This is a genomic window from Streptomyces sp. NPDC002701 (assembly GCF_042889045.1).
Taxonomy (GTDB): Bacteria; Actinomycetota; Actinomycetes; order Streptomycetales; family Streptomycetaceae; genus Streptomyces.
In genome coordinates this window covers 181,479-202,495 of record NZ_JBIAQL010000003.1, presented here as the reverse complement: position 1 = coordinate 202,495, position 21,017 = coordinate 181,479, and the positions used below count along the sequence as shown (strand labels likewise).

Annotated in this window: 18 protein-coding genes and 1 riboswitch; of the genes, 9 read left to right on the top strand and 9 right to left on the bottom strand. The window is 70.6% G+C overall.

The genetic code is table 11. From position 1 onward, the window contains the following. Nucleotides 1-425 precede the first annotated feature (425 nt). From ACFYXC_RS09325 to ACFYXC_RS09290, 8 genes are all read left to right on the top strand, one after another. Nucleotides 426-710 carry a hypothetical protein gene (locus ACFYXC_RS09325; RefSeq protein WP_389548819.1) on the top strand — a complete coding sequence of 95 codons (285 nt, stop codon included), beginning with the start codon at nt 426-428 and terminating at the stop codon, nt 708-710. Nucleotides 711-759: 49 nt separating this feature from the next. Next, nucleotides 760-1,149 carry a roadblock/LC7 domain-containing protein gene (locus ACFYXC_RS09320; protein ID WP_389548816.1) on the top strand — a complete coding sequence of 130 codons (390 nt, stop codon included), beginning with the start codon at nt 760-762 and terminating at the stop codon, nt 1,147-1,149. Nucleotides 1,150-1,342: 193 nt separating this feature from the next. Continuing rightward, a complete protein-coding gene (locus ACFYXC_RS09315; protein ID WP_389548813.1) occupies nt 1,343-2,758 on the top strand; it encodes an HD-GYP domain-containing protein in 1,416 nt (471 codons plus the stop codon). Nucleotides 2,759-2,832: 74 nt separating this feature from the next. Beyond that, complete coding sequence (locus ACFYXC_RS09310; RefSeq protein ID WP_389549974.1) at nt 2,833-4,101, top strand: HD-GYP domain-containing protein; 1,269 nt, start codon at nt 2,833-2,835, stop codon at nt 4,099-4,101. 117 nt (nt 4,102-4,218) lie between these two features. Further along, nucleotides 4,219-5,226 (top strand): tetratricopeptide repeat protein, encoded by a 1,008-nt coding sequence (locus ACFYXC_RS09305; RefSeq protein ID WP_389548810.1) that lies wholly within the window; start codon nt 4,219-4,221, stop codon nt 5,224-5,226. A gap of 168 nt (nt 5,227-5,394) precedes the next feature. Next, nucleotides 5,395-6,045, top strand: coding sequence for a peptide deformylase (gene def / locus ACFYXC_RS09300; protein WP_388912380.1), 651 nt, complete (start codon nt 5,395-5,397; stop codon nt 6,043-6,045). A 339-nt stretch (nt 6,046-6,384) separates the two neighbouring features. Next, nucleotides 6,385-7,470, top strand: coding sequence for an epi-isozizaene synthase (gene cyc1, locus ACFYXC_RS09295; RefSeq protein WP_389548806.1), 1,086 nt, complete (start codon nt 6,385-6,387; stop codon nt 7,468-7,470). Then, nucleotides 7,467-8,840 carry a cytochrome P450 gene (locus ACFYXC_RS09290; protein WP_389548804.1) on the top strand — a complete coding sequence of 458 codons (1,374 nt, stop codon included), beginning with the start codon at nt 7,467-7,469 and terminating at the stop codon, nt 8,838-8,840. The genes cyc1 and ACFYXC_RS09290 overlap by 4 nt, the downstream gene beginning before the upstream one ends. A gap of 15 nt (nt 8,841-8,855) precedes the next feature. Here the strand turns inward: ACFYXC_RS09290 and ACFYXC_RS09285 are convergent, their stop codons facing one another. Next, complete coding sequence (locus ACFYXC_RS09285; RefSeq protein WP_388912390.1) at nt 8,856-9,821, bottom strand: helix-turn-helix domain-containing protein; 966 nt, start codon at nt 9,819-9,821, stop codon at nt 8,856-8,858. Between the two features lie 93 nt (nt 9,822-9,914). Here ACFYXC_RS09285 and ACFYXC_RS09280 point away from each other — a divergent pair, with 93 nt between their 5' ends. Further along, a complete protein-coding gene (locus tag ACFYXC_RS09280) occupies nt 9,915-10,178 on the top strand; it encodes a hypothetical protein (protein WP_388912393.1) in 264 nt (87 codons plus the stop codon). Here the strand turns inward: ACFYXC_RS09280 and ACFYXC_RS09275 are convergent. The 8 genes from ACFYXC_RS09275 to ACFYXC_RS09240 all read right to left on the bottom strand — a co-directional run bounded on the left by ACFYXC_RS09275 (nt 10,091) and on the right by ACFYXC_RS09240 (nt 20,663). Further along, entirely contained in the window at nt 10,091-11,164 is a 1,074-nt protein-coding gene (locus ACFYXC_RS09275; protein ID WP_388912396.1) for a ribonucleotide-diphosphate reductase subunit beta, read from the bottom strand. The two genes, ACFYXC_RS09280 and ACFYXC_RS09275, sit on opposite strands and share 88 nt — an antisense overlap. Nucleotides 11,165-11,196: 32 nt before the next feature. Then, the gene (locus ACFYXC_RS09270) at nt 11,197-13,638 is read right to left on the bottom strand and encodes a ribonucleoside-diphosphate reductase subunit alpha (RefSeq protein WP_389548799.1); all 2,442 of its coding nucleotides are present in this window, start codon (nt 13,636-13,638) and stop codon (nt 11,197-11,199) included. A gap of 157 nt (nt 13,639-13,795) precedes the next feature. Next, nucleotides 13,796-13,910, bottom strand: a riboswitch (cobalamin riboswitch). A 161-nt stretch (nt 13,911-14,071) separates the two neighbouring features. Beyond that, nucleotides 14,072-15,064, bottom strand: coding sequence for a nucleoside hydrolase (locus ACFYXC_RS09265; RefSeq protein ID WP_389548797.1), 993 nt, complete (start codon nt 15,062-15,064; stop codon nt 14,072-14,074). 140 nt (nt 15,065-15,204) lie between these two features. After that, complete coding sequence (gene mctP / locus ACFYXC_RS09260; protein WP_388912404.1) at nt 15,205-16,833, bottom strand: monocarboxylate uptake permease MctP; 1,629 nt, start codon at nt 16,831-16,833, stop codon at nt 15,205-15,207. Beyond that, entirely contained in the window at nt 16,830-17,111 is a 282-nt protein-coding gene (locus ACFYXC_RS09255) for a DUF3311 domain-containing protein (protein ID WP_389548793.1), read from the bottom strand. The genes mctP and ACFYXC_RS09255 overlap by 4 nt, the downstream gene beginning before the upstream one ends. Before the next feature lie 136 nt (nt 17,112-17,247). Further along, complete coding sequence (locus ACFYXC_RS09250; protein ID WP_388912408.1) at nt 17,248-17,448, bottom strand: YbdD/YjiX family protein; 201 nt, start codon at nt 17,446-17,448, stop codon at nt 17,248-17,250. Next, complete coding sequence (locus tag ACFYXC_RS09245) at nt 17,420-19,573, bottom strand: carbon starvation CstA family protein (protein WP_389548790.1); 2,154 nt, start codon at nt 19,571-19,573, stop codon at nt 17,420-17,422. Before ACFYXC_RS09245 ends, ACFYXC_RS09250 begins: the two co-directional genes overlap by 29 nt. A gap of 325 nt (nt 19,574-19,898) precedes the next feature. Beyond that, nucleotides 19,899-20,663, bottom strand: a complete 765-nt coding sequence (locus tag ACFYXC_RS09240; RefSeq protein ID WP_388912414.1) for a GntR family transcriptional regulator — start codon at nt 20,661-20,663, stop codon at nt 19,899-19,901. Nucleotides 20,664-21,017: the final 354 nt, after the last annotated feature.

Here is a 21,017-nt window from a genome sequence, read left to right as displayed (position 1 = left end):
GGGGCAGGGGTGCCGACGGCTGGCCGGGCGCCCGCCGCCGGGTCCGCGCCCGCGCCCGCACCGCGGACATCGAGACCACGGCCCGGCCCGCACAGGGACCGGCCACGGGGCGGAAACGGGATGACCGTCCCGGGCCGGGTGCGGACGACCGTCTCGGGCCGGGTGCGGATGGCGGTCGCAGACCCGGTGCGGATGGCCGTCCCCGACCCGGTGCGGATGGTCGGCCGGGTACGGGTACGGGTGCGAGGCCGGGGGCGGACGGACGTGCCGGACCCGGACCCAGACCCGGATCTGGCCCCGGATCGGGCACGGGCACGGGGCCGATGGCTCAGGGCAGGTCCGGGGCAGGCGGCGTCGGGTCCGTCCCGGACGGCGCGGTGGAGCCGGACGGAGATGCCGGTCCGCCGGCCGCTCGCGGAACAGGAGTGACGTCCGGCCCGGTGACCGGCGGCCCGCGGCGGCCGGTGGCCGACGTCCCGGTGGCGGACCACGGGACGCGGGCGCCGTTGCCCGTGCGGGGCGCGACCGCCTCCTCCCCGGAGTCGGAGTCGGCGTCCGAGTCGCAGGGCGGGGGCGACCGGGGCCCCACCAAGGCGCCGCCCTTCGTGTTTCCTATGCTGTCGGCCGAGCAACTGGCCGTCGACCAGCCCTCCGTCGACATGCTGCGCCGCGTCCACCGGGGCCTGACCGCACTTCCGGAACCCGACTGATGTCGCTCCGCCCGCACCTCGACCACCCCCGTACGCAGCAAGGAGCGCCATGAGCGACACGTCGCCGCCCCCTCCCCTCACCGAGATCCTGACCTCCTTGCGCGACCGGGTGATGGGGGTCCGCGAGAGTGTCCTGTCCACGGCGGACGGACTTCTCGTCGTCGCCGACACGGACTCCTCCCACGCGGAGTCCGTCGCCGCGCTCGCCGCCGCGACCCTCGGCGTGGGCCGCCGGATGGCCGACCAGGCCGGCGTCGGCGCCCTGCGCGAGGTGGTGGCGCGGTGCGGCTCCGGGCATGTCGTCGTGCTGGCCGTCGGCGATCGCGCGCTGCTGACCGTGATGGGGGACGACGGCCTCGACCTGGCCGCGCTCCAGCGCGAGTCGCCCGCCACCGTGGAGCAGTTGAACCAGGCGCTCGCGGCCGACGTGGCGCACTGATCCCTCCGGGCGGGACCGACGGCGTGCGGGCCTCGCGCGGGCGCACGACTCACTCGAACGGGCGAAACTCCTCCCTCGGTCCGGTGAATAGGACGATGCCTCCCCCGGGCCGCACGCGGCCGCCCTATCGTCCATGTCCCGAAGCCCGTACCAGCGTGTACGGGGTCGTGCGGGCCATCGGGAGGGGAGCGCCATGCGGTCGGTCGCGCCGTGGGCGCGCGTCTACGTCACCTGCACCGCGCTAGCCGCGGCGTGCTGTATCGCGTCGGTCCCGGACACGCACGCACCCTGGGGTGCGGTGGCGCTGTTCGCGGTGCTCTGTGCGGCCTGCGAACTGCTCGCGGGCCGCCGTTTCGCGGGCGACCGCAGGCCCGAGAGCGCGGGTACGGGTGCGCGAGGGGCGTCCGGGGCGTCCGCGGGGTCCCTCGGATGGCACACGCCGGTGATACTCGCCGCCGCCTTCCTGCTGCCACCGCCCGCCGCCGCGCTCGTACCGCTGCCCGGGGTGCTGCTGGCCCGGGTCGAACAGCGGCCGCGAGGGCTGCGGCGGGTGTGGCGGGCCGCGCGGCTCGCGCTCGGCGCGTGGGCCGCGTCGCAGGTCCACTGGACTCTCGGCGGCCGGGACGCGGTCGTCACCTCCGACTTCCCGTACGCCCTCGTGACCGGGGGCGCGGCCGTCGTGGCGTTCTGCCTGGTGCTGACCGTGCTGGACGGGGGCATCCTGGCGCTCGCCGAGCGGGTACCGGTACGGGCCGCCTGGCGTGGGCAGTTCCTGCGCTCGCTCGTGCCCGCCGCCGTCCACGGTCCGGCCGGGCTGATGATGGCGGTGCTCTGGCGCAGCCCGTACGGACCGGCCGCCGCGCTCCTCGTCCTGCTGCCGATGTACGTGTCGTGGTGGGCGTTCGCGCAGTACCACCGGGAGCGGGCCGCCCACCAGGCCACCATCCGGGCACTCGTGCAGGCCGTCGACATCAAGGACGGGTACACCCGCGGGCACAGTGAACGGGTCGGGCAGGCGTCCATGATGATCGCGCGCGAACTCGGCATGGACGACGAACGGGCCGAGGCCCTCAGGTTCGCCGGAATCCTCCACGACGTGGGAAAACTCGGCGTCCCCACCCGGCTGCTGCGCAAGGACGGACCGCTCACGCCCGAGGAGCGCCGGGTGATCGAGCTGCATCCCGAGTACGGGCACGAGATGGTCCGGGGGATCGGCTTCCTCGGGGAGGCGAGGTCGGCGATCCTGCACCACCACGAACGGCTCGACGGGAGCGGTTACCCGTACGGGCTGAAGGGCTGCCAGATCCCGGAGTTCGCGCGGGTGGTGGCCGTGGCGGACGCCTTCGACGCGATGACGTCGACGCGGTCCTACCGGCGGGCGCGGCCGGTCCCGGCCGCCCTGGAGGAACTGGAGCGCTGTGCCGGGGCGCAGTTCGACCCGCGGATGGTGGAGGCGTTCGTGCGGGCGCTCGTCCGGCAGGGCTGGCATCCGGTGGTGACGGCGGACGAGACGCCGCCGCACGGCGAACCCCGCCTGCCGCTCCCGTACGTCCCTGCCGCCACCGAGCGGGAAGCCGGCCGTGGCACCGTCGGCGGAGCGAGGCCGTGAGCGGCTCCGAGGACCGACCGGTCCGACCGCACCGGCCGGCCGGCGACCGTCCCGGCCCGGCCCCGCGCCTCCGGCTGCTCACCGCCGTCCGCGGGGCGGCCGGGCTGCTCGCCCTCGTCGCTCTCGCCGTCACCCTCTGGCAGGGCATCGACGAGCGCGGGGCCGCTCTCGCCTTCGGGCTGCTCATCGCCGTGGGGGAACTCGTCCGGTGGAACGGCTCCGAGGAGCGGGACATGGAGCGGGAGCGGGACCGGGGGCCCGAGCCGGCGCCGCTCGCCGCCGCCGGGGCCCTCGCCTACGCGCTGCTCGGGGAGAACGGCGGGCACGCCACCCACGACGGGATCCCGCAGATCGTCGCCGTGGTCACGGCCGCCTCCCTGCTGGGCTGTGTGCCGCACGTGGCGAGGGGCCACGGAGGCCACGGACTCACCGCGGACCATCTGACCCGGCGCGTCCTGACCGTCGGGTTCGCCGCGGTGTGCTTCCGGCCCCTCCACGGCCAGGGCGGGCCGGGGGAGTGGCCCGGGGGCGGGCCCGCGTACGCGGGGGTCGTCGTCGCGCTGCTCGTGCTGACCGCGTGGTGGGACGCCGTGCTGGCCGCGGCCATGGCGCACACGCGCACCCGGTGGCCCTTCGGACCGCTGCTGCGGGACGAACTGCGCGCCATGCCCGGCATCGGTTCGGCGGTCTGCGCGACCGGGGCCGTCATGGCGCTCACGGTCGCCGTCGCGGGCCTGTGGGCGCTGCCCGTCCTCTGCCTGCCGTTGCTGCTCACCCAGCTGTCCTTCCGGCGGTACGCGGCCGTCCGGACCACCTACCGCCAGACCATCACCTCCCTCGCGCGGGCCACCGAGATCGCCGGCTGCACCCCGGCGGGGCACGCCCGGCGCGTGGCGGCACTCAGCCGTGCCGTCGGCCGTGAGCTGGGGCTCTCCGGCCCCGAGCTGACCGTTCTGGAGTACGCCGCCCTGATGCACGACATCGGCCAGCTCTCCCTCGTCGACCCCGTGCCCGCGGGCGCCACGGCGCCCCTCGCCCCCGCCGAGCAGCGGCGCATCGCCCTCCTCGGCGGTGCCGTCGTACGCCGGACGGGAGTGAGCGCCGAGGTCGCCGTCGTGGTGGAACGGCAGGCGGACCCGTATCGCGAACAGCCGGTCGGCGCGAGAATCGTCAGAGCGGTGAACGCCTACGAGGAGAAGGTCCGGGAAGCGGGGCCCGGCGGGTCCCTGAAGGCACTGGAGGAGCTGCGTCTCGGCACCGCGCGCGACTACCAGCCGGAGGTCGTCGAATCGCTGGCCAGGGTGCTGGCGAGAGGCGGTCTTACCTTGCCCCTGGTTGGGTAACCCATGGGTAATGAGCGCCCCGCTGACCGTCCGTGGTTGGATGCGAGGAAGAGGCATCAGGGGGGCACGGTCCAGCCCGAGGCTGCACGCTCTTCGACGAACTGGCAGGCGGGAATCGTGAGGATCTTCGGCAAGGGACGGCACCGGCCCTCCGCCTCATGGCGGCAGGCCACCGACCGCGCGTTCACACTGATCGGCGACGGCCGGTACGAGGACGCGGGCGCGCTGCTGACGCGCGCGGCGGACCTGGAACCCTGGCTGTCCGAGTCCTGGTTCAACCTCGCGCTGCTGCACAAGTTCCGGCACGACTGGGAGCAGGCGCGAGCGGCCGGTCTGCGGGCCGTGGCACTGCTCGACCGGGAGACCGGGGCCCCCGATTGGTGGAACGTGGGCATCGCGGCGACCGCCCTGCAGGACTGGCCGCTGGCCCGGCGGGCCTGGCAGGCGTACGGACTGAAGGTGCCCGGGGGTCCCTCCCGGCCCAAGGCCGGCGCGGGTGGCGGCGCCTCGGGCGAGCCGGTCGGCATGGATCTCGGCAGCGCGGCCGTACGGCTGTCGCCCGAGGGCGAGGCGGAGGTCGTGTGGGGGCGGCGGCTCGATCCCGCCCGCATCGAGGTCCTCTCCATCCCGCTGCCGTCCTCCGGGCGGCGCTGGGGTGAGGTCGTGCTGCACGACGGGGTGCCGCACGGGGAGCGGACGACCGCCGCGGGGCACGCCTATCCCGTCTTCGACGAGATCGAGCTGTGGGCGCCCTCGCCGGTGCCCACCTGGGTGGTGCTGCTCGAGGCCGCGACCGAGGACGACCGGGACGCGCTGGAGCGGCTCGCGGCCGACGCCGGGTTCGCCGCCGAGGACTGGTCGTCGTCGGTACGGCTGCTGTGCCGGATGTGCTCCGAGTCGCGGATGCCGTCCGACGAGGGGGACGGGGAGCATCTCGATCCGCACGATCACAGTGAGCCGGGGCATCCCGGGCCGCTCGGGCACCGCACCGACGGGCAGCTGTGGGTGCCCGAGCGGGAGTGCGGGCTCGCGGCGCCGGCGTCCCTGGTGCGGGGGTTGCTGGACGGGTGGGTCGCCGACAGTCCTGACTCCCGGGGCTGGCGTGACCTCGAAGAGGTCTGTTAGAAGCTGGGGCCGCCGGGCTCGTTCGTCGGGTGCGGGTCTGTCGTGGCCGGTCGCGCAGTTCCCCGCGCTCCTGACGGGCGCTCCTGACGGGTCGCTCCTGACGGTGTGTGGCGAGCCGTACCCTGTGTAGGCACTGCAACCCCGTTCTCAGGAAGGCATACGTCGGTCATGGCGCAGCAGGACACCGATCAGCAGCACGTGGGCGTGCTCCCCGTGGACGACGAGGGTTTCGTCATCGACACCGAGAACCCGGCGGAGCGCGAGGCGGCCTACCGCGAGCGCGGGACGTCCCGGCCCATCACGGTCGTCGGGAACCCGGTGCTGCACAAGGAGTGCAGGAACGTCACGGAGTTCGGTGACGACCTCGCCCGGCTGGTCGACGACATGTTCGCCAGCCAGCACACCGCCGAGGGCGTGGGCCTGGCCGCCAACCAGATCGGCGTCGACCTCAAGGTCTTCGTCTACGACTGCCCGGACGACGAGGGCAAGCGGCACGTGGGCGTGATCTGCAACCCCGTGCTCGTCGAGCTGCCCGCCGAGCGGCGCCAGCTGGACGAGAGCAACGAGGGCTGCCTGTCGGTGCCGACCGCGTACGCGCCGCTGGCCCGCCCCGACTACGCCGAGGTCACCGGGCAGGACGAGAAGGGCAACCCCGTCAAGGTGCGCGGCACCGGCTACTTCGCGCGCTGCCTCCAGCACGAGACGGACCACCTGTACGGGTACCTCTACATCGACCGGCTCTCCAAGCGCGAGCGCAAGGACGCGCTGCGGCAGATGGCCGAGAACGAGCCGCGCTACCCCGTCGTCGCCAACGACTGACGCGTCACCGCGCACCGCGGTGAACGGCTGTGAACGGCTGAGACAGAGAACGACAAGCGGGGCTTGAGCGCCCCGCCCTCACGGCGCCTGGTCGGATCCCCCTCCGGCCAGGCGCCGTTCGTCTGCGCGTCCCACGTTCGATCCTTTGTGCGCCCGTAATGATCGCTATCCAGTCACACATAGGGAGATTCTCGGCACCCTGGGGTAGTGAGCCAAGCAAATCCATTCCCAGAACGGTCAGTTGTGGTGCTGAATGGGAAGTGCGGGGATACGCAACGGCGCACGCTCGGCACAGCGGGAGGGGCGTGTCGTCAACAGGCGGCTGAGAGGGGTTTGTTCGTGCCTGCTTTCGCACAGCGCACCACAACGACGTACACCTCGGTCCTCGTTCCACCGGCGCTCTCTCTTCCGGTGATCGAGGCCGAGTTTCCCCGTCAACTCCATCCGTATTGGCCGAAGCTCCAGGAGAACACCAGGGCCTGGCTCCTGGAAATGCGCCTCATGTCGGCGGCCAAGATCGAGGCATATGCCGATGGGCTTTGCTACACCGACCTCATGGCGGGCTACTACATAGGCGCGCCCGACGAGGTCCTCCAGGCGATAGCGGACTACAGCGCGTGGTTCTTCGTGTGGGACGACCGCCACGACCGCGACGTCGTCCACGGGAGGGCGGCGGCCTGGCAGCGGCTCAGGATGCGGCTGCACACGGCCCTCGACTCCCCGAAGGAGCACCTGTACCACGAGGACCCCCTGGTAGCGGGGTTCGCGGACAGCGTGGCGCGGCTGTACTCGTTCCTGGGCGGGGGGTGGAACGCGCGGTTCGCCGACCACTTCCACGCCGTCATCGAGGCGTACGACCGGGAATTCCACAATCGTAGGTCCGGTATCGTCCCGACCGTCGAGGAATATCTCGAACTGCGCCGCGCGACCTTCGCGCACTGGATCTGGCTCGACCTGCTCGAGCCGAGCGCGGGACATGAACTGCCTGTCGCCGTGCGGGAGAACCCCGCCTATCGGCGCGCGGCTCTGCTGTCCCAGGATTTCGCCGCCTGGTACAACGATCTGTGTTCTCTCCCCAAGGAACTCGCGGGCGACGAACTCCACAACCTCGGTATCAGTCTCATTCATCACGAGGGAATGCGGCTGGAGGAATCGGTCCAGGAAGTGAGGCGTCGGGTCGAGGAATGCGTCACCGAATTCCTCGACGTCGAGAAAGAGGTACTGAGGTACGCGGAAAGGATCGACGACGGGTCCGCGCAGGGCGCTGAATTAGCGGCCGCCGTGCGGGCGTGTCTGTTCAACATGCGGAACTGGTTCAGCTCCGTGTACTGGTTCCACCACGAGTCGGGACGGTACATGGTCGACAGCTGGGACGACCGCTCCACACCCCCGTACGTCAACAACGAAGCGGCAGGTGAGAAATGACCGTCGAGTCCGTGCGGTCCGCTGCACACCAAGCGGCAGAACCATCCGTCCCGCCCCTCGCAGGAGGTGGCGTCCCCGGCCTCGGGCACGGCCTGAAACTGGCACGCGACCCGCTGGCGTTCCTCGCCCGGCTGCGCGACGAGGGCGACGTCGTCCGGCTGAAGCTGGGCCCCAAGACGGTGTACGCCGTCACCACGCCGGCGCTCACGGGAGAGCTGGCGCTGAGCCCCGACTTCAAGATCGACGGGCCCCTGTGGGAATCCCTGGAGGGCCTGCTCGGCAAGGAGGGCGTGGCCACGGCCAACGGGCCGCGGCACCGGCGCCAGCGGCGGACGATCCAGCCGGCGTTCCGGCTGGACGTCATCCCCGAGTACGGGCCGATCATGGAGGAGGAGGCGCACGCCCTCGCCGCGCGCTGGCGGCCCGGTGAGACGATCGACTGCACCGCGGAGTCGTTCCGGGTGGCCGTCCGCATCGCCGCCCGCTGTCTGCTGCGCGGCGACTTCATGGACGAGCGGGCCGAGCGGCTGAGCGTCGCGCTCGCCACCGTGTTCCGGGGCATGTACCGCCGTATGGTGATCCCGGCCGGGCCGTTCTATCGGCTTCCGCTTCCGGCCCATCGCGCATTCGACCGCGCATTGGCCGATTTGCACCTCCTCGTCGACGAGATCGTGGCCGAACGACGCGCATCCGGTCAAAAGCCGGACGATTTGCTGACGGCATTGCTGGAGGCGAAGGACGAGAATGGCGAGCCCATCGGGGAACAGGAGATCCACGACCAGGTGGTCGCGATACTCACCCCCGGCAGCGAAACCGTCGCTTCCACGATCATGTGGCTTCTCCAGGTCCTCACAGAGCACCCGGAACACGCGGACCGCATACGCGAAGAGGTGGAATCGGTCGCGGGCGACCGTCCTGTCGCATTCGCGGACGTGCGGAAGCTGTCCCACACGAACAATGTCGTCGTCGAAGCCATGCGGCTGCGTCCCGCCGTATGGATATTGACGCGCCGGGCCGTGACCGAAACCGTACTCGGCGGGTATCGCATTCCGGCCGGGGCCGACATCGTCTACAGTCCCTACGCGATCCAGCGTGATGCGCGTTCGTACGACGGGCACCTGGAGTTCGACCCCGACCGCTGGCTTCCGGAACGCGTGAAGGATGTGCCGAAGTACGCGATGAGCCCCTTCAGCGTGGGCAACCGCAAGTGTCCGAGCGACCACTTCTCGATGGCCCAGCTCGGCCTCATCACGGCGGCGGTGGCCTCGCGCTGGCGCCTGGAGCAGGTGTCCGGGTCGAACGACACGACACGGGTGGGCATCACGCTGCGTCCCCACCGGCTGCTGCTGAGGGCGGTACCGCCGCGGTGACCGTGCGGCGCACGTTCAGGCGGCCTGCGAACCCCTGAACGTGCGCCGGTACGCGTGCGGGGTGGTCCCCAGCGCACGGACGAACTGGTGGCGCAGCGCGGCCGCGGTCCCGAACCCCGCGCGGTCCGCGATGAAGTCCACCGTCTCGTCCGTGCCCTCGAGCAACTCCTGTGCCAGCAGCACCCGCTGACGCAGCAGCCAGCGGTACGGGGTGGTCCCCGTCTCCTGCTGGAAGCGGCGGGCGAAGGTGCGTGGGGACATGTGGGCGCGGGCGGCGAGCTGCTCGACGGTCACCTCCTGGTCGAGGTGGCGCTCCATCCAGACGAGCACCTCACCAACGGTGTCGCACTGCGAGCGCGGCAGCGGCCGCTCGATGTACTGGGCCTGACCGCCGTCGCGGTGTGGGGGCACGATCATGCGGCGCGCGATGGTGTTCGCGACCTCCGGACCCTGCTCCTTGCGGACGATGTGCAGGCAGGCGTCGATGCCGGAGGCGGTGCCGGCCGAGGTGATCACCCGGTCCTCGTCCACGTACAGCACATCCGGTTCGACCCTCGCGCGGGGATGGCGCCGGGCCAGCTCCTCGGCCTGCCGCCAGTGGACCGCGCAGCGCCGTCCGTCGAGCAGTCCGGCCGCGCCGAGGACGAAGACGCCCGAGCAGACGCTGAGCACCGTGGCGCCGCGGTCGACGGCCCGGACGAGGGAGTCGAGCAGCTCGGGCGGATAACCCCGCCCCATGTAGTCGTCCCCGGCGGGCACGACGATCAGGTCGGCCTCCTCCAGCCGGTCGAGACCGTAGGGGGTGGAGACGGTGAACCCCGGGACGTGCGTACCGAGGTGCGGCCCCTCGGCCGAGGCGACCGCGAAGTCGTACACCGGCAGCCCTTCGTCGCTGCGGTCGAGGCCGAACACCTCGCACACGACGCCGAGTTCGAAGGGGTGCACACCGTCGAGCAGGACTGCGGCCACGTTCTTCAGCATGCTGCCAGTGTGCACCCGATCTGGCAGGAAATCGAGGGTGTGCGTCAGTCCTGCCACTCCCGGTAAGGAGTATCCGGCGCGACAGTAGTGTCCATGAATACGACACAGCTGCAAGCCCTGATCGGCATGGTCTTCGTCCTCGGACTGCTGGTCCTGCTCGTCCTCCCGTCGGTGATCGGCATCGTGCGCGACCGGCGCATCGACCGTCAGCTCAGGGAGGCCGAGCAGGATCCCCCGCGGGGCCCCGAGGGCCGGCAGGTCCAGCGGGATCAGAAGTCCTCGTCGAGGTCGACCGTCCCCTCCACCGCCACCTGGTACGCCGAGGGCCGGCGCTCGAAGAAGTTGGTCAGCTCCTGAACCCCCTGCAGCTCCATGAAGGAGAAAGGGTTCTCGGAGCCGTAGACCGGGGCGAAGCCGAGGCGCTGCAGGCGCTGGTCGGCGACGCACTCCAGGTACTGCCTCATCGAGTCGGTGTTCATGCCCGGGAGACCGTCACCGCACAGGTCGCGCGCGAACTGCAGCTCGGCCTCGACGGCCTCCCGGAGCATGTCGGTGACCTGCTCCCGCAACAGGTCGTCGAAGAGCTCCGGCTCCTCCTTGCGGACCGTGTCCACGACCTCGAAGGCGAAGCTCATGTGCATCGTCTCGTCGCGGAACACCCAGTTGGTGCCGGTCGCCAGGCCGTGCAGCAGGCCCCGGCTGCGGAACCAGTAGACGTACGCGAAGGCCCCGTAGAAGAACAGCCCTTCGATGCACGCGGCGAAGCAGATGAGGTTCAGCAGGAAGCGGCGGCGGTCGGCCTTCGTCTCCAGCCGGTCCAGCTTCTCCACCGAGTCCATCCACCGGAAGCAGAACTCGGCCTTCTCGCGGATGGACGGGATGCTCTCCACGGCGTCGAAGGCCGCCGCCCGGTCCGCGGGATCGGGCAGGTAGGTGTCGAGCAGCGTCAGATAGAACTGGACGTGCACCGCCTCCTCGAAGAGCTGACGGCTCAGATAGAGCCGCGCCTCGGGGGAGTTGATGTGCTTGTAGAGCGTCAGCACCAGGTTGTTCGACACGATCGAGTCGCCCGTCGCGAAGAACGCGACCAGCCGGCCGATCATGTGCTGCTCGCCCGGTGACAGCTTCGCCAGGTCGGAGACGTCCGAGTGGAGGTCGACCTCCTCGACGGTCCAGGTGTTCTTGATCGCGTCCCGGTAGCGCTCGTAGAAGTCGGGGTAGCGCATGGGGCGCAGGGTCAGCTCGAAGCCCGGGTCGAGAAGGTTCTTCTCAGCCCTCCCAGCGCTCTCAGCCCCCTCGGTGTTCTCGGTGTTCTCGGTGTGCACGGTCTGTTCGGTGGTCACGGTTGTCTCTGTCTTCTCGGGTGCGGCGGTCGTCACTGGCAGGCTTCGCAGGACTCGGGGTTCTCCAGGGAACAGGCGACCGCGTCGGGGTCGGCGGCCTGCTGGACGGGGACGGTCCTCGCCGCCGGCTGGGCCCGGGCGGCACGGGCGATCCGGGTCGCCGGACGCGAGCGCAGGTAGTACGTCGTCTTCAGCCCCGACTTCCAGGCGTACGCGTACATCGAGGAGAGCTTGCCGATGGTCGGCGTCTCCAGGAACAGGTTGAGCGACTGGGCCTGGTCCAGGAACGGGGTCCGGGCGGCCGCCATGTCGATCAGGCCGCGCTGCGGGATCTCCCAGGCCGTGCGGTAGAGGTCGCGCACGTCCTGCGGCACCCAGGTGAAGCCCTGCACCGAGCCGCCCGACTCGCGCAGCGCCTCCCGGGTCTGCGCGTCCCACACGCCGAGCTCCTTCAGCTCGGCCACCAGGTAGGAGTTGACCTGGAGGAACTCGCCGGACAGCGTCTCGCGCTTGAACAGGTTGGAGACCTGCGGCTCGATGCACTCGTACACGCCCGCGATGGACGCGATGGTGGCGGTGGGCGCGATGGCGAGCAGCAGCGAGTTGCGCATACCGACGGCGGCGATCCGCTCCCGCAGGGCGGCCCAGCGCTCCGGCCAGTTCAGCTCGACGTCGTAGTGGTCCGGGTGCAGCACGCCCCGGGCCGTACGGGTCTCCTCCCAGGCGGGCAACGGGCCGCCGCGCTCGGCGAGGTCGGCGGACGCCTCGTAGGCGGCGAGCATGATCCGCTCGGCGATCCGGGTGGAGAGGGCGCGTGCCTGCGGGGAGTCGAACGGCAGCCGCAGCGTGAAGAAGACGTCCTGGAGGCCCATCACGCCCAGGCCCACCGGACGCCACCGGCTGTTGGAGCGGCCCGCCTGCTCGGTCGGGTAGTAGTTGATGTCGACGACCCGGTCGAGGAAGGTCACGGCGGTACGGACGGTCGCGTCGAGGCGCTCCCAGTCCATGTCCCGCGTGCCGGCGTCCACGAACGCGCCCAGGTTGACCGACCCGAGGTTGCAGACCGCGGTCTCGCCGTCGTCCGTGACCTCCAGGATCTCGGTGCACAGGTTCGAGGAGTGGACCGTGTGGCCGGGCAGCGCCGTCTGGTTGGCCGTGCGGTTGGCGGCGTCCTTGAAGGTCATCCAGCCGTTGCCGGTCTGCGCGAGGGTGCGCATCATGCGGCCGTACAGGTCACGCGCCGGGATGGTCCTCTTCGCCAGTCCGGCGGCCTCCGCCGCGCGGTACGCGGCGTCGAACTCCTCGCCCCACAGGTCGACCAGCTCGGGCACGTCCGAGGGGGAGAACAGCGACCAGTCGCGGTTCTCGTCCACCCGGCGCATGAACTCGTCCGGGATCCAGTGCGCCAGGTTCAGGTTGTGCGTACGCCGGGCGTCCTCACCCGTGTTGTCGCGCAGTTCGAGGAACTCCTCGATGTCGGAGTGCCAGGTCTCCAGATAGACGGCGGCCGCGCCCTTGCGCCGGCCGCCCTGGTTCACCGCGGCGACCGAGGCGTCGAGGGTCTTCAGGAACGGGACGATGCCGTTCGAGTGCCCGTTCGTGCCGCGGATCAGCGAACCGCGCGAGCGGATCCGGGAGAACGGGAGGCCGATGCCGCCCGCGTGCTTCGAGAGGCGGGCCACCTGGTGATAGCGGTCGTAGAGGGAGTCCAGTTCGTCCAGCGGGGAGTCGAGGAGGTAGCAGGACGACATCTGGGGGTGGCGCGTACCGGAGTTGAAGAGGGTGGGGGAGGAGGGCAGGTAGTCGAGGCGGCTCATCAGCCGGTACAGGGACGCCACTTCGTCGACCGAGCGGTCCCCCGCCGCCGAGTCGGGCCCAGTGTCCTCGGCGAGGCCGCTCGCCACCCGCAGCATGAAGAACTGGGGCGTCTCGATGACGGACCTCGTGATCGGGTGCCGCAGCAGGTACCGGCTGTGCAGGGTGCGCAGGCCGAAGTAGCCGAAGCGGTCGTCGGCGCCCTCCGCGCAGGAGGCGTCCACCAGCGCGTCGAGACGGGCCGCGTGGACACGTACGAACTCGGCCGTGCGGTCGGCGATGAGGCCCTCGCGGTGGCCGACGGCGACGGATTCGGAGAACGAGCGCACGCCCTGCGAGGCGGCCTCCGCGGCGATGCCGGCCGTGAGCAGGCGCGCGGCCAGCTTCGAGTACACCGGGTCCTCGGAGATGAGACCCGCGGCCGACTCCGTGGCCAGCTCGCGCAGTTCCGCCGCGTCCGCGGCGGCGGACCGGCCGCGCAGCGCGGCGGCGGCGACCCGGCCGGGGTCGGCGCCGGGGAGGTCGGCGGTGAGGTCGGTCAGGAGCCGCAGCAACGCGGTTCCCGGCGCGTCGGCCTCGGCCCTGTCCTGCTGGTCCCGGGTCACTGTCGCCGCGGCTGTCGCTGTGGCGGAGACCGGATCGGCTGGCGCGATGGTCACGTGGGGCACTCCCTCGCTCGGCACGGGGCCTGCGGGGAGGGGGTGCGGGGCACACGGGGGTACCCGCTCCGCTCAGCGGTACTCCGCGCCACCGGCCCACTCCACGAGGCCCGGACGTCATGCACCCGGGCCGGACGGCTCGGGCGCGCTGTCGACAGGTCCTCGGACTGACTCCTGTACGACGGCAGGCGGGCATGCGGACATCTGGGCATGCGGGCATACGCGTACAAGTACACCGTTGCGGGACAGTTCCGGATTCGCACCGGATTCCCCTGCGGCGACAGCGAGCATGAGCATACATCTAGTGCCGGGCCCCGGAACCACCCCCATATGTTGTGTCGATGTCGACTCCGGGCGGCGCGGCGGAGCACGTCGGACAGCACGGTGCCCGCGCGGCCGTGCTGCGCGGAACCGGCCGTGGGGGGGGCGGATCTCAGGCGTCGGTACCCGGCCACCGCTGCAGGGCGGCGACGAAGTCCTGCGTGAAGTCGCGGGAGCCGGGTCCGAGTGCCACGCGGCCGGTGAGGCGGGCCCGTGCGGTCAGGGCGGGCGACTCGGGGTAGTAGATCCGCCCGGCGGCCGAGGGGATGAACACCGTCTGGCCGCGGGTCAGTTCGGCGGCGGACTCGACGACGACCGCACCCTCGGTGAGCGTCACGTACGACTCGTCCGCGCACACCCCGACGGCGAGCGGGTCGTGCAGCGGGCAGGTGCCGTCCCCGCCGCCGCGGCGGTACGCGTCCATGTAGACCCGCAGCAGCCGGGCGGCGAGTGCGGTGCCCGGACCCGCCGCCTCCAGCACCGCGAGGTCGGCCGGTCCGAACAGCCAGCCGTGCGAGGCGTCCAGGTCGACCATGGTGAACGGGATGCCGGAGGACAGGACCAGTTCGGCGGCGTCCGGATCGGCCCACATATTGAACTCGGCGACGGGGGTGATGTTCCCGGGCACCCGCGCGGCACCGCCCATGAACACGAACCTGCGCACGCGCCGGACGAAGGCGGGGTCCTCCAGGAGCGCGATCGCCACGTTGGTGAGGGGGCCCGTGGCGCACACCGTCAGTTCACCCTCGTACTCCCGGGAGAGCCGGAGCAGTGCCTGCGCGGAGGACTCGGCCGGGTGTGCCGCGGTCGAGTCCGGCAGGGTCTCGTGGCCGAGGCCCGCCGGGCCGTGGAAGTCGTCGGCGACGCGGTACGGGAGGCGCGTCAGGGGGCGGCCCGCGCCCCGGTGGACGGGGACGTCGGCGTCGATGCGCATCGCTCGCGCCAGGGCGCGGGCGTTGAGGTAGGTCTGCGCGGCGGGGAGGTTGCCGCCCACGGAGGTGTACGCCTTCAGGTCCCACAGCCCGGTACCGAGCAGGTACTGCAGGGCTACGGCGTCGTCGATACCGGGGTCGCTGTCGAGGACGATGGGCGAACGAACGGTCACCGCTCCAGGCTATCCGCCCCCGGACCCGACCCCGCGATCGCCGGACGGGCCGACATGGTCGGCCCGTCCGACGCGCGGACCCGGGGGTTCGAGGGCGGAACCCCCCAGGCAGAGCCGGGAAGGGGCGGCGGGGCGAGTCCCTAGTGCCCGGCGCCCGCCGTCGCCGGCGGCAGCTCCACCTGGACGCCGGCGTCGCCCGCGTCCGCCGTGTAGTCCTCGGCAGAGGTCTCGTCGACCCCGTCGGGAGCCTTCACGGCCCGCAGGACGAACGTCAGCACCACGGTCACGATCACGTTCAGCACGATCGCCGTGAGACCGATGTACCCGATCTCCCCGATCCCGGGAATCTCCTTCGACGACCCGCCGAAGTGCTTCTGCGTCGGCGAAGCCACCCCGTAGGCCGCGACCGTGCCGTACAGCATGCCCACCGCCCAGCCCGCGAGCAGCGCCCACCGGTGGAACCAGCGCGTGAACAGGCCGCCGACCAGCGCCGGGAAGGTCTGCAGGATCCAGATCCCGCCGAGCAGCTGGAAGTTGATGGCGACCGTCTTGTCCATGGTCAGGACGAAGGCCAGCGCGCCCACCTTCACCAGGAGGGAGACCAGCTTGGAGACCTTGGTCTCCTGGGCGGGCGTCGCGTCGGGCTTGATGAAGTCCTTGTAGATGTTGCGGGTGAACAGGTTCGCCGCCGCGATGGACATGATGGCCGCCGGCACGAGCGCGCCGATCCCGATCGCCGCGAAGGCCACGCCCGCGAACCAGTCGGGGAACATGGTCTCGAAGAGCTGCGGGATCGCCAGCTGCCCGTTCTCGACCTTGATGCCGGCCGCGATCGCCATGAACCCGAGCAGTGCCAGCAGGCCCAGCATCAGCGAGTACAGCGGCAGGATCGTGGTGTTGCGCCGGATCACCTCACGGCTGCGCGAGGACAGCGTCGCGGTGATCGAGTGCGGGTACATGAACAGCGCGAGGGCCGAGCCCAGCGCCAGGGTCGCGTACGTCCACTGGCCCGCCTCGCCCGGTACCAGGGAGCCGCGTGGCGCGCCGGTCGCCGGGTTGGTCTGGCTGTACGCCTCGCCCGCCTTGGCGAAGATCTCGTCGAAGCCGCCCAGCTTGATCGGGATGTAGATGATCGCGACCGCGATGACGATGTAGATCAGCGTGTCCTTGACGAACGCGATCAGCGCCGGCGCGCGCAGCCCGGACGAGTACGTGTACGCGGCCAGCACACCGAAGGCGATGAGCAGCGGCAGGTCCTTGATGAACCAGTTGGTGTCCTCACCGCCGCCGACGCCCATCACGTCGAGGACGGCCTGGATGCCGACCAGCTGCAGCGCGATGTACGGCATCGTCGCCAGGATGCCGGTGACGGCGACCGCGAGCGACAGCCCCTTCGAGCCGAAGCGCCCGCGCACGAAGTCCGACGTCGTCACGTACCCGTGCTTGTGCGACACCGACCAGAGACGGGGCAGGAAGGTGAAGATCAGCGGATAGACCAGGATCGTGTACGGGACGGCGAAGAAGCCGGCCGCGCCCGCCGCGTAGATCGCCGCCGGGACCGCCACGAACGTGTAAGCCGTGTAGAGGTCGCCGCCGAGCAGGAACCACGTGACCCAGGTGCCGAACGACCGTCCGCCCAGGCCCCATTCGTCGAGGCTCTGGTCGTCGGCGGCCCGGCGCCAGCGCGAGGCCAGGAAACCCATGACCGTGACGGCCAGGAAGAAGAAGATGAAGACGGCGAGTGCGACGCCGTTCACGCCGTCCTTCATGCCGACGCGCCCCCGTTCTGGGACTTGCGGGCGCGCTGGTCACGGTTCCACAGCGTGAACGCGGTCATCGTGAGCGCCGTCGAGATGAGCACCCACAGCATCTGGTACCAGTAGAAGAAGGGGATGCCGATGAAGGTCGGGTCGACCTTCGCGTACGAGCCCACCCAGAGCATCGCCACGAACGGGGCGGCCAGACAGAGGGTGATCACCACGCGGACCGGTGTCACCACCGGCGGTTTCCCTTCGGACGCTCTTGGCACATCCGGTGTTTCCGACATACGGCGGCTCCGTCCCCTCACTGATCACCTGTGCAACGCGCAGGAAATCTAAGGGACGGTTCCGCTTTATGGAACCCCCGTCCGTATAACGGATGTGCCGTGGTGCCCGACGGCGGCGGCCCGCCCCGCCGCCGGGTCAGCAGCAGCGGAAACCCCGCCGCGGGTCCTCCTCCTGACGAGCCGTGCGCATCCGCTCGAACTCCCGCCGGGTGGGCACCTCCGCATCGGGCCGGTCCGCGCGCAGATACGCGACATACCGGTCGTAAGCGGACTCGTCGGTGAGCTCCCGCACGTACCAGCGCACGCCTCTAACCGCGCGGTTCAGCGCCGACCGCATCGCGCACCTCCTCCTTCTCCTCCTTGGTCGGGATCAGCCCCGCCGGAGCGACGATCCGCGACTCGACGTACGGCGCCTCGCTGAGCGAGGAGAGCGCGGGACGGCGTACGTGCCGGATGCACACCCTCGTGGCGTCCGCGATCACGATCACGATGAGCAGGGCGAGGACCGCCGAGAGGACGCCGTCGACCGTGGAGTTGGTGACGATCGTGTGCATGTCGTCCATGGTCTTCGCGGGCGCGATGAGCTCGCCCCGGTCGATGCCGTTCTGGTAGACCGAACGCTGCTTGAAGAAGCCGACGCGCGGGTCGCTGGAGAAGACCTTCTGCCAGCTCGCGGTCAGCGTGACCGTGGCGTCCCAGATGAGCGGGACGCCGGTGATCCACGCCCACTTGAGGCGTCCGGACTTCACCAGCAGGGTCGTGCAGACGGCCAGGGCGACCGCGGCGAGCAGCTGGTTGGAGATGCCGAAGATCGGGAAGAGCTGGTTGATCCCGCCCAGCGGTTCATGGACGCCGACCCACAGGAAGTAGCCCCACAGGCCGCAGACTATGCCGCTCGTGATGACGAGCCCCGGCTTCCAGCTCACATCCTTGAAGGGTTTGTAGAGGTTGCCCAGCGTGTCCTGGAGCATGAAGCGGCCCACTCGGGTGCCCGCGTCGAGCGCGGTCAGGATGAACAGCGCCTCGAACATGATCGCGAAGTGGTACCAGAACGCGCGCAGGCCGCCCCCGGTGACCTCGGAGAAGATCTCCGAGACACCGACCGCGAGCGTGGGCGCACCGCCGGTCCGCGACAGCAGGGACGACTCCTCGACGTTCTTCGCCGCGGCGGCCAGGTCCTCGGGTGAGATCTGGTAGCCCCAACTGCCCACCACCTGCGAGGCGCTCTGGACCGAGTCGCCGATCACGCCGGCCGGCGCGTTCATCGCGAAGTACAGGCCCGGGTCGATGACGGACGCCGCGACCAGCGCCATGACCGCCACGGACGACTCCATGAGCATGGAGCCGTACCCGATCATCCGGACCTGCGTCTCCTTCTGGATCATCTTCGGCGTCGTGCCGGAGGAGATCAGCGAGTGGAAACCGGAGAGCGCGCCGCAGGCGATGGTGATGAAGACGAACGGGAAGAGCGAGCCCGCGAAGACCGGCCCGTCGCCCTGCGAGGCGAAGTCCGTGACCGCGTCCATCTTCAGGGTCGGCAGCGCGATGACGACCCCGAGCGCCAGCAGCACGATCGTGCCGATCTTCATGAACGTGGAGAGGTAGTCGCGGGGCGCCAGCAGCATCCACACGGGCAGGATCGACGCGATGAAGCCGTACGCCACCAGCCAGATGACCAGGGTCGAGGGCGCGAGCGTGAAGGTGTCGGCCCAGGACGACTCGGCGACCCAGCGCCCGGAGACCAGCGCGAACAGCAGCAGCGTCACGCCGATCAGCGAGACCTCGGCGACCCGGCCGGGCCGCAGCACTCGCAGATAGAAGCCCATCAGGAGGGCGATCGGCACCGTCATCGCGATGGAGAAGGTGCCCCACGGCGACTGGGCGAGCGCGTTGACGATGACCAGCGCGAGCACCCCGAGCAGGATGATCATGATGGCGAAGGCGGCGAGCAGGGCGGCCGCGCCGCCGAACGGGCCGATCTCCTCGCGCGCCATCTGCCCCAGCGAGCGGCCGTCCCGGCGGGTGGAGAAGAAGAGGACGACCATGTCCTGGACCGCGCCCGCGAAGATCACGCCGACGATGATCCAGATGGTGCCGGGCAGATACCCCATCTGCGCGGCCAGCACGGGCCCCACCAGGGGTCCCGCGCCCGCGATCGCCGCGAAGTGGTGACCGAGCAGCACGCGCCGGTCGGTGGGGTGGAAGTCGATGCCGTTGTTGAGCCGTTCGGCCGGGGTGGCCCGGGTCTTGTCGACCTTCAGGACCTTGTAGGCGATGAACTTCGCGTAGAAGCGATAGGCGATGGCGTACGAGCCGAGGGCTGCCGCCACCATCCAGGCGGCCGAGACCTCCTCGCCCCGTGAGAGCGCGAGCACGGACCAGCCGGCCGCACTCACCAGCGCGACGAGGGTCCAGATGACGATGCTGCGGGGACTTGCCTTGAGGGGGCTGTCGGTGCGCACGGGCCGTCCTCCCGTCCATGGCTGACGGGAGGACGGTAGACCAGGAACCCACCCGGCGCTATACCACCCACACCAGGTGGTACACCAAACCCAACGGGCCCCGCTTTTCAGGGACGCGTAACGCGACGAGCTGCAACCGCCGCTCTTTCAGGGGCGCATGGCGCGACGAGCTGCAACTGCCGATCTTGCAAGGGCGCGTGGCGCGACCGACTGCAACCGCCGCTCTTTCAGGGGCGCGGGGAACTGCGCGACCAGCCACGACGGCGCCGCACCCGACAACGAGGCCCAGCCACCCCCAGCCGAGCCGACCCAACCCCGGCGAACCTCAGTCCGTGGGCCTCTTCAGCCGCGCGACGAACTTGTACCGATCCCCCCGGTACACCGACCGCACCCACTCCACCGGCTGCGCATCCAGATCCACCGAATGCCGCGACAACATCAGCATCGGCAACCCCACATCCGTCCCGAGCAACCCCGCCTCCCGAGGAGTCGCCAGCGACGTCTCGATCGTCTCCTCCGCCTCGGCGAGACGCACGTCGTACACCTCCGCCAACGCCGTGTACAGGGACGTGTACTTCACCAGCGACCGCCGCAACGCGGGAAACCGCTTCGCGGACAGATGCGTGGTCTCGATCGCCATCGGCTCCCCGCTCGCGAGCCGCAACCGCTCGATCCGCAGCACCCGCCCCCCGGCGGTGATGTCGAGCAGTTCGGCGAGCGTGTCGTCGGCGGTGATGTAACCGACGTCCAGCAACTGCGAGGTGGGTTCGAGCCCCTGCGCCCGCATGTCCTCGGTGTACGAGGTGAGTTGCAGCGCCTGCGACACCTTCGGCTTGGCCACGAACGTGCCCTTGCCCTGGATGCGTTCGAGCCGCCCTTCGACGACCAGCTCCTGGAGCGCCTGGCGCACGGTCGTGCGTGAGGTGTCGAACTCGGCGGCGAGCGTGCGCTCGGGCGGTACCGGCGTCCCCGGCGGCAGCGTGTCCGTCATGTCGAGCAGGTGCTTCTTCAGGCGGTAGTACTTGGGCACGCGCGCGGTACGGATGGGGGCCCCACCCTCGTTCTCCGCACTGCTGACGTCGGTGCTCATACTCTGCCTTCCCGGCTCCGGGTGCCGATGCGGCACGACCTACGCGTCGGCCACGGCTCACATCGTGGCACGCCTCACCGTGCGAGTGTCCTCCCGCACGCTGCGTGATCCCCTCTATATACCGTCGGGGTCCCTTTTGGTCTAGTCCACAGCACCGTCGGCGGCGGCCGGCGACAGCGTCGCGACCTGCGCGCGGAGCCGCCCGTTCTGTCGCCCGTGTAGTGAAAGGTCCCTGCATATGTAGGTCCCGTAACGGACCGTCGGGAGCGGCTTTCCGACCCTTGACACCCCTCTAGGTCTAGGCCAAGCTCCCCGTACTGGTCTAAACCATTGAGGACCAGGTCCCAGCCCCAC

Excerpts from the sequence above, each read along its gene's own strand:
- mctP (WP_388912404.1), bottom strand. The coding sequence starts at position 16,833 with ATGAAGGACGGCGTGAACGGCGTCGCACTCGCCGTCTTCATCTTCTTC.
- ACFYXC_RS09250 (WP_388912408.1), bottom strand. The coding sequence starts at position 17,448 with ATGCGGTCGGCGCTGAACCGCGCGGTTAGAGGCGTGCGCTGGTACGTG.
- ACFYXC_RS09315 (WP_389548813.1), top strand. The coding sequence starts at position 1,343 with ATGCGGTCGGTCGCGCCGTGGGCGCGCGTCTACGTCACCTGCACCGCG.
- def (WP_388912380.1), top strand. The coding sequence starts at position 5,395 with ATGGCGCAGCAGGACACCGATCAGCAGCACGTGGGCGTGCTCCCCGTG.
- ACFYXC_RS09280 (WP_388912393.1), top strand. The coding sequence starts at position 9,915 with ATGAATACGACACAGCTGCAAGCCCTGATCGGCATGGTCTTCGTCCTC.
- ACFYXC_RS09240 (WP_388912414.1), bottom strand. The coding sequence starts at position 20,663 with ATGAGCACCGACGTCAGCAGTGCGGAGAACGAGGGTGGGGCCCCCATC.
- ACFYXC_RS09320 (WP_389548816.1), top strand. The coding sequence starts at position 760 with ATGAGCGACACGTCGCCGCCCCCTCCCCTCACCGAGATCCTGACCTCC.
- ACFYXC_RS09255 (WP_389548793.1), bottom strand. The coding sequence starts at position 17,111 with ATGTCGGAAACACCGGATGTGCCAAGAGCGTCCGAAGGGAAACCGCCG.
- ACFYXC_RS09285 (WP_388912390.1), bottom strand. The coding sequence starts at position 9,821 with ATGCTGAAGAACGTGGCCGCAGTCCTGCTCGACGGTGTGCACCCCTTC.
- ACFYXC_RS09290 (WP_389548804.1), top strand. The coding sequence starts at position 7,467 with ATGACCGTCGAGTCCGTGCGGTCCGCTGCACACCAAGCGGCAGAACCA.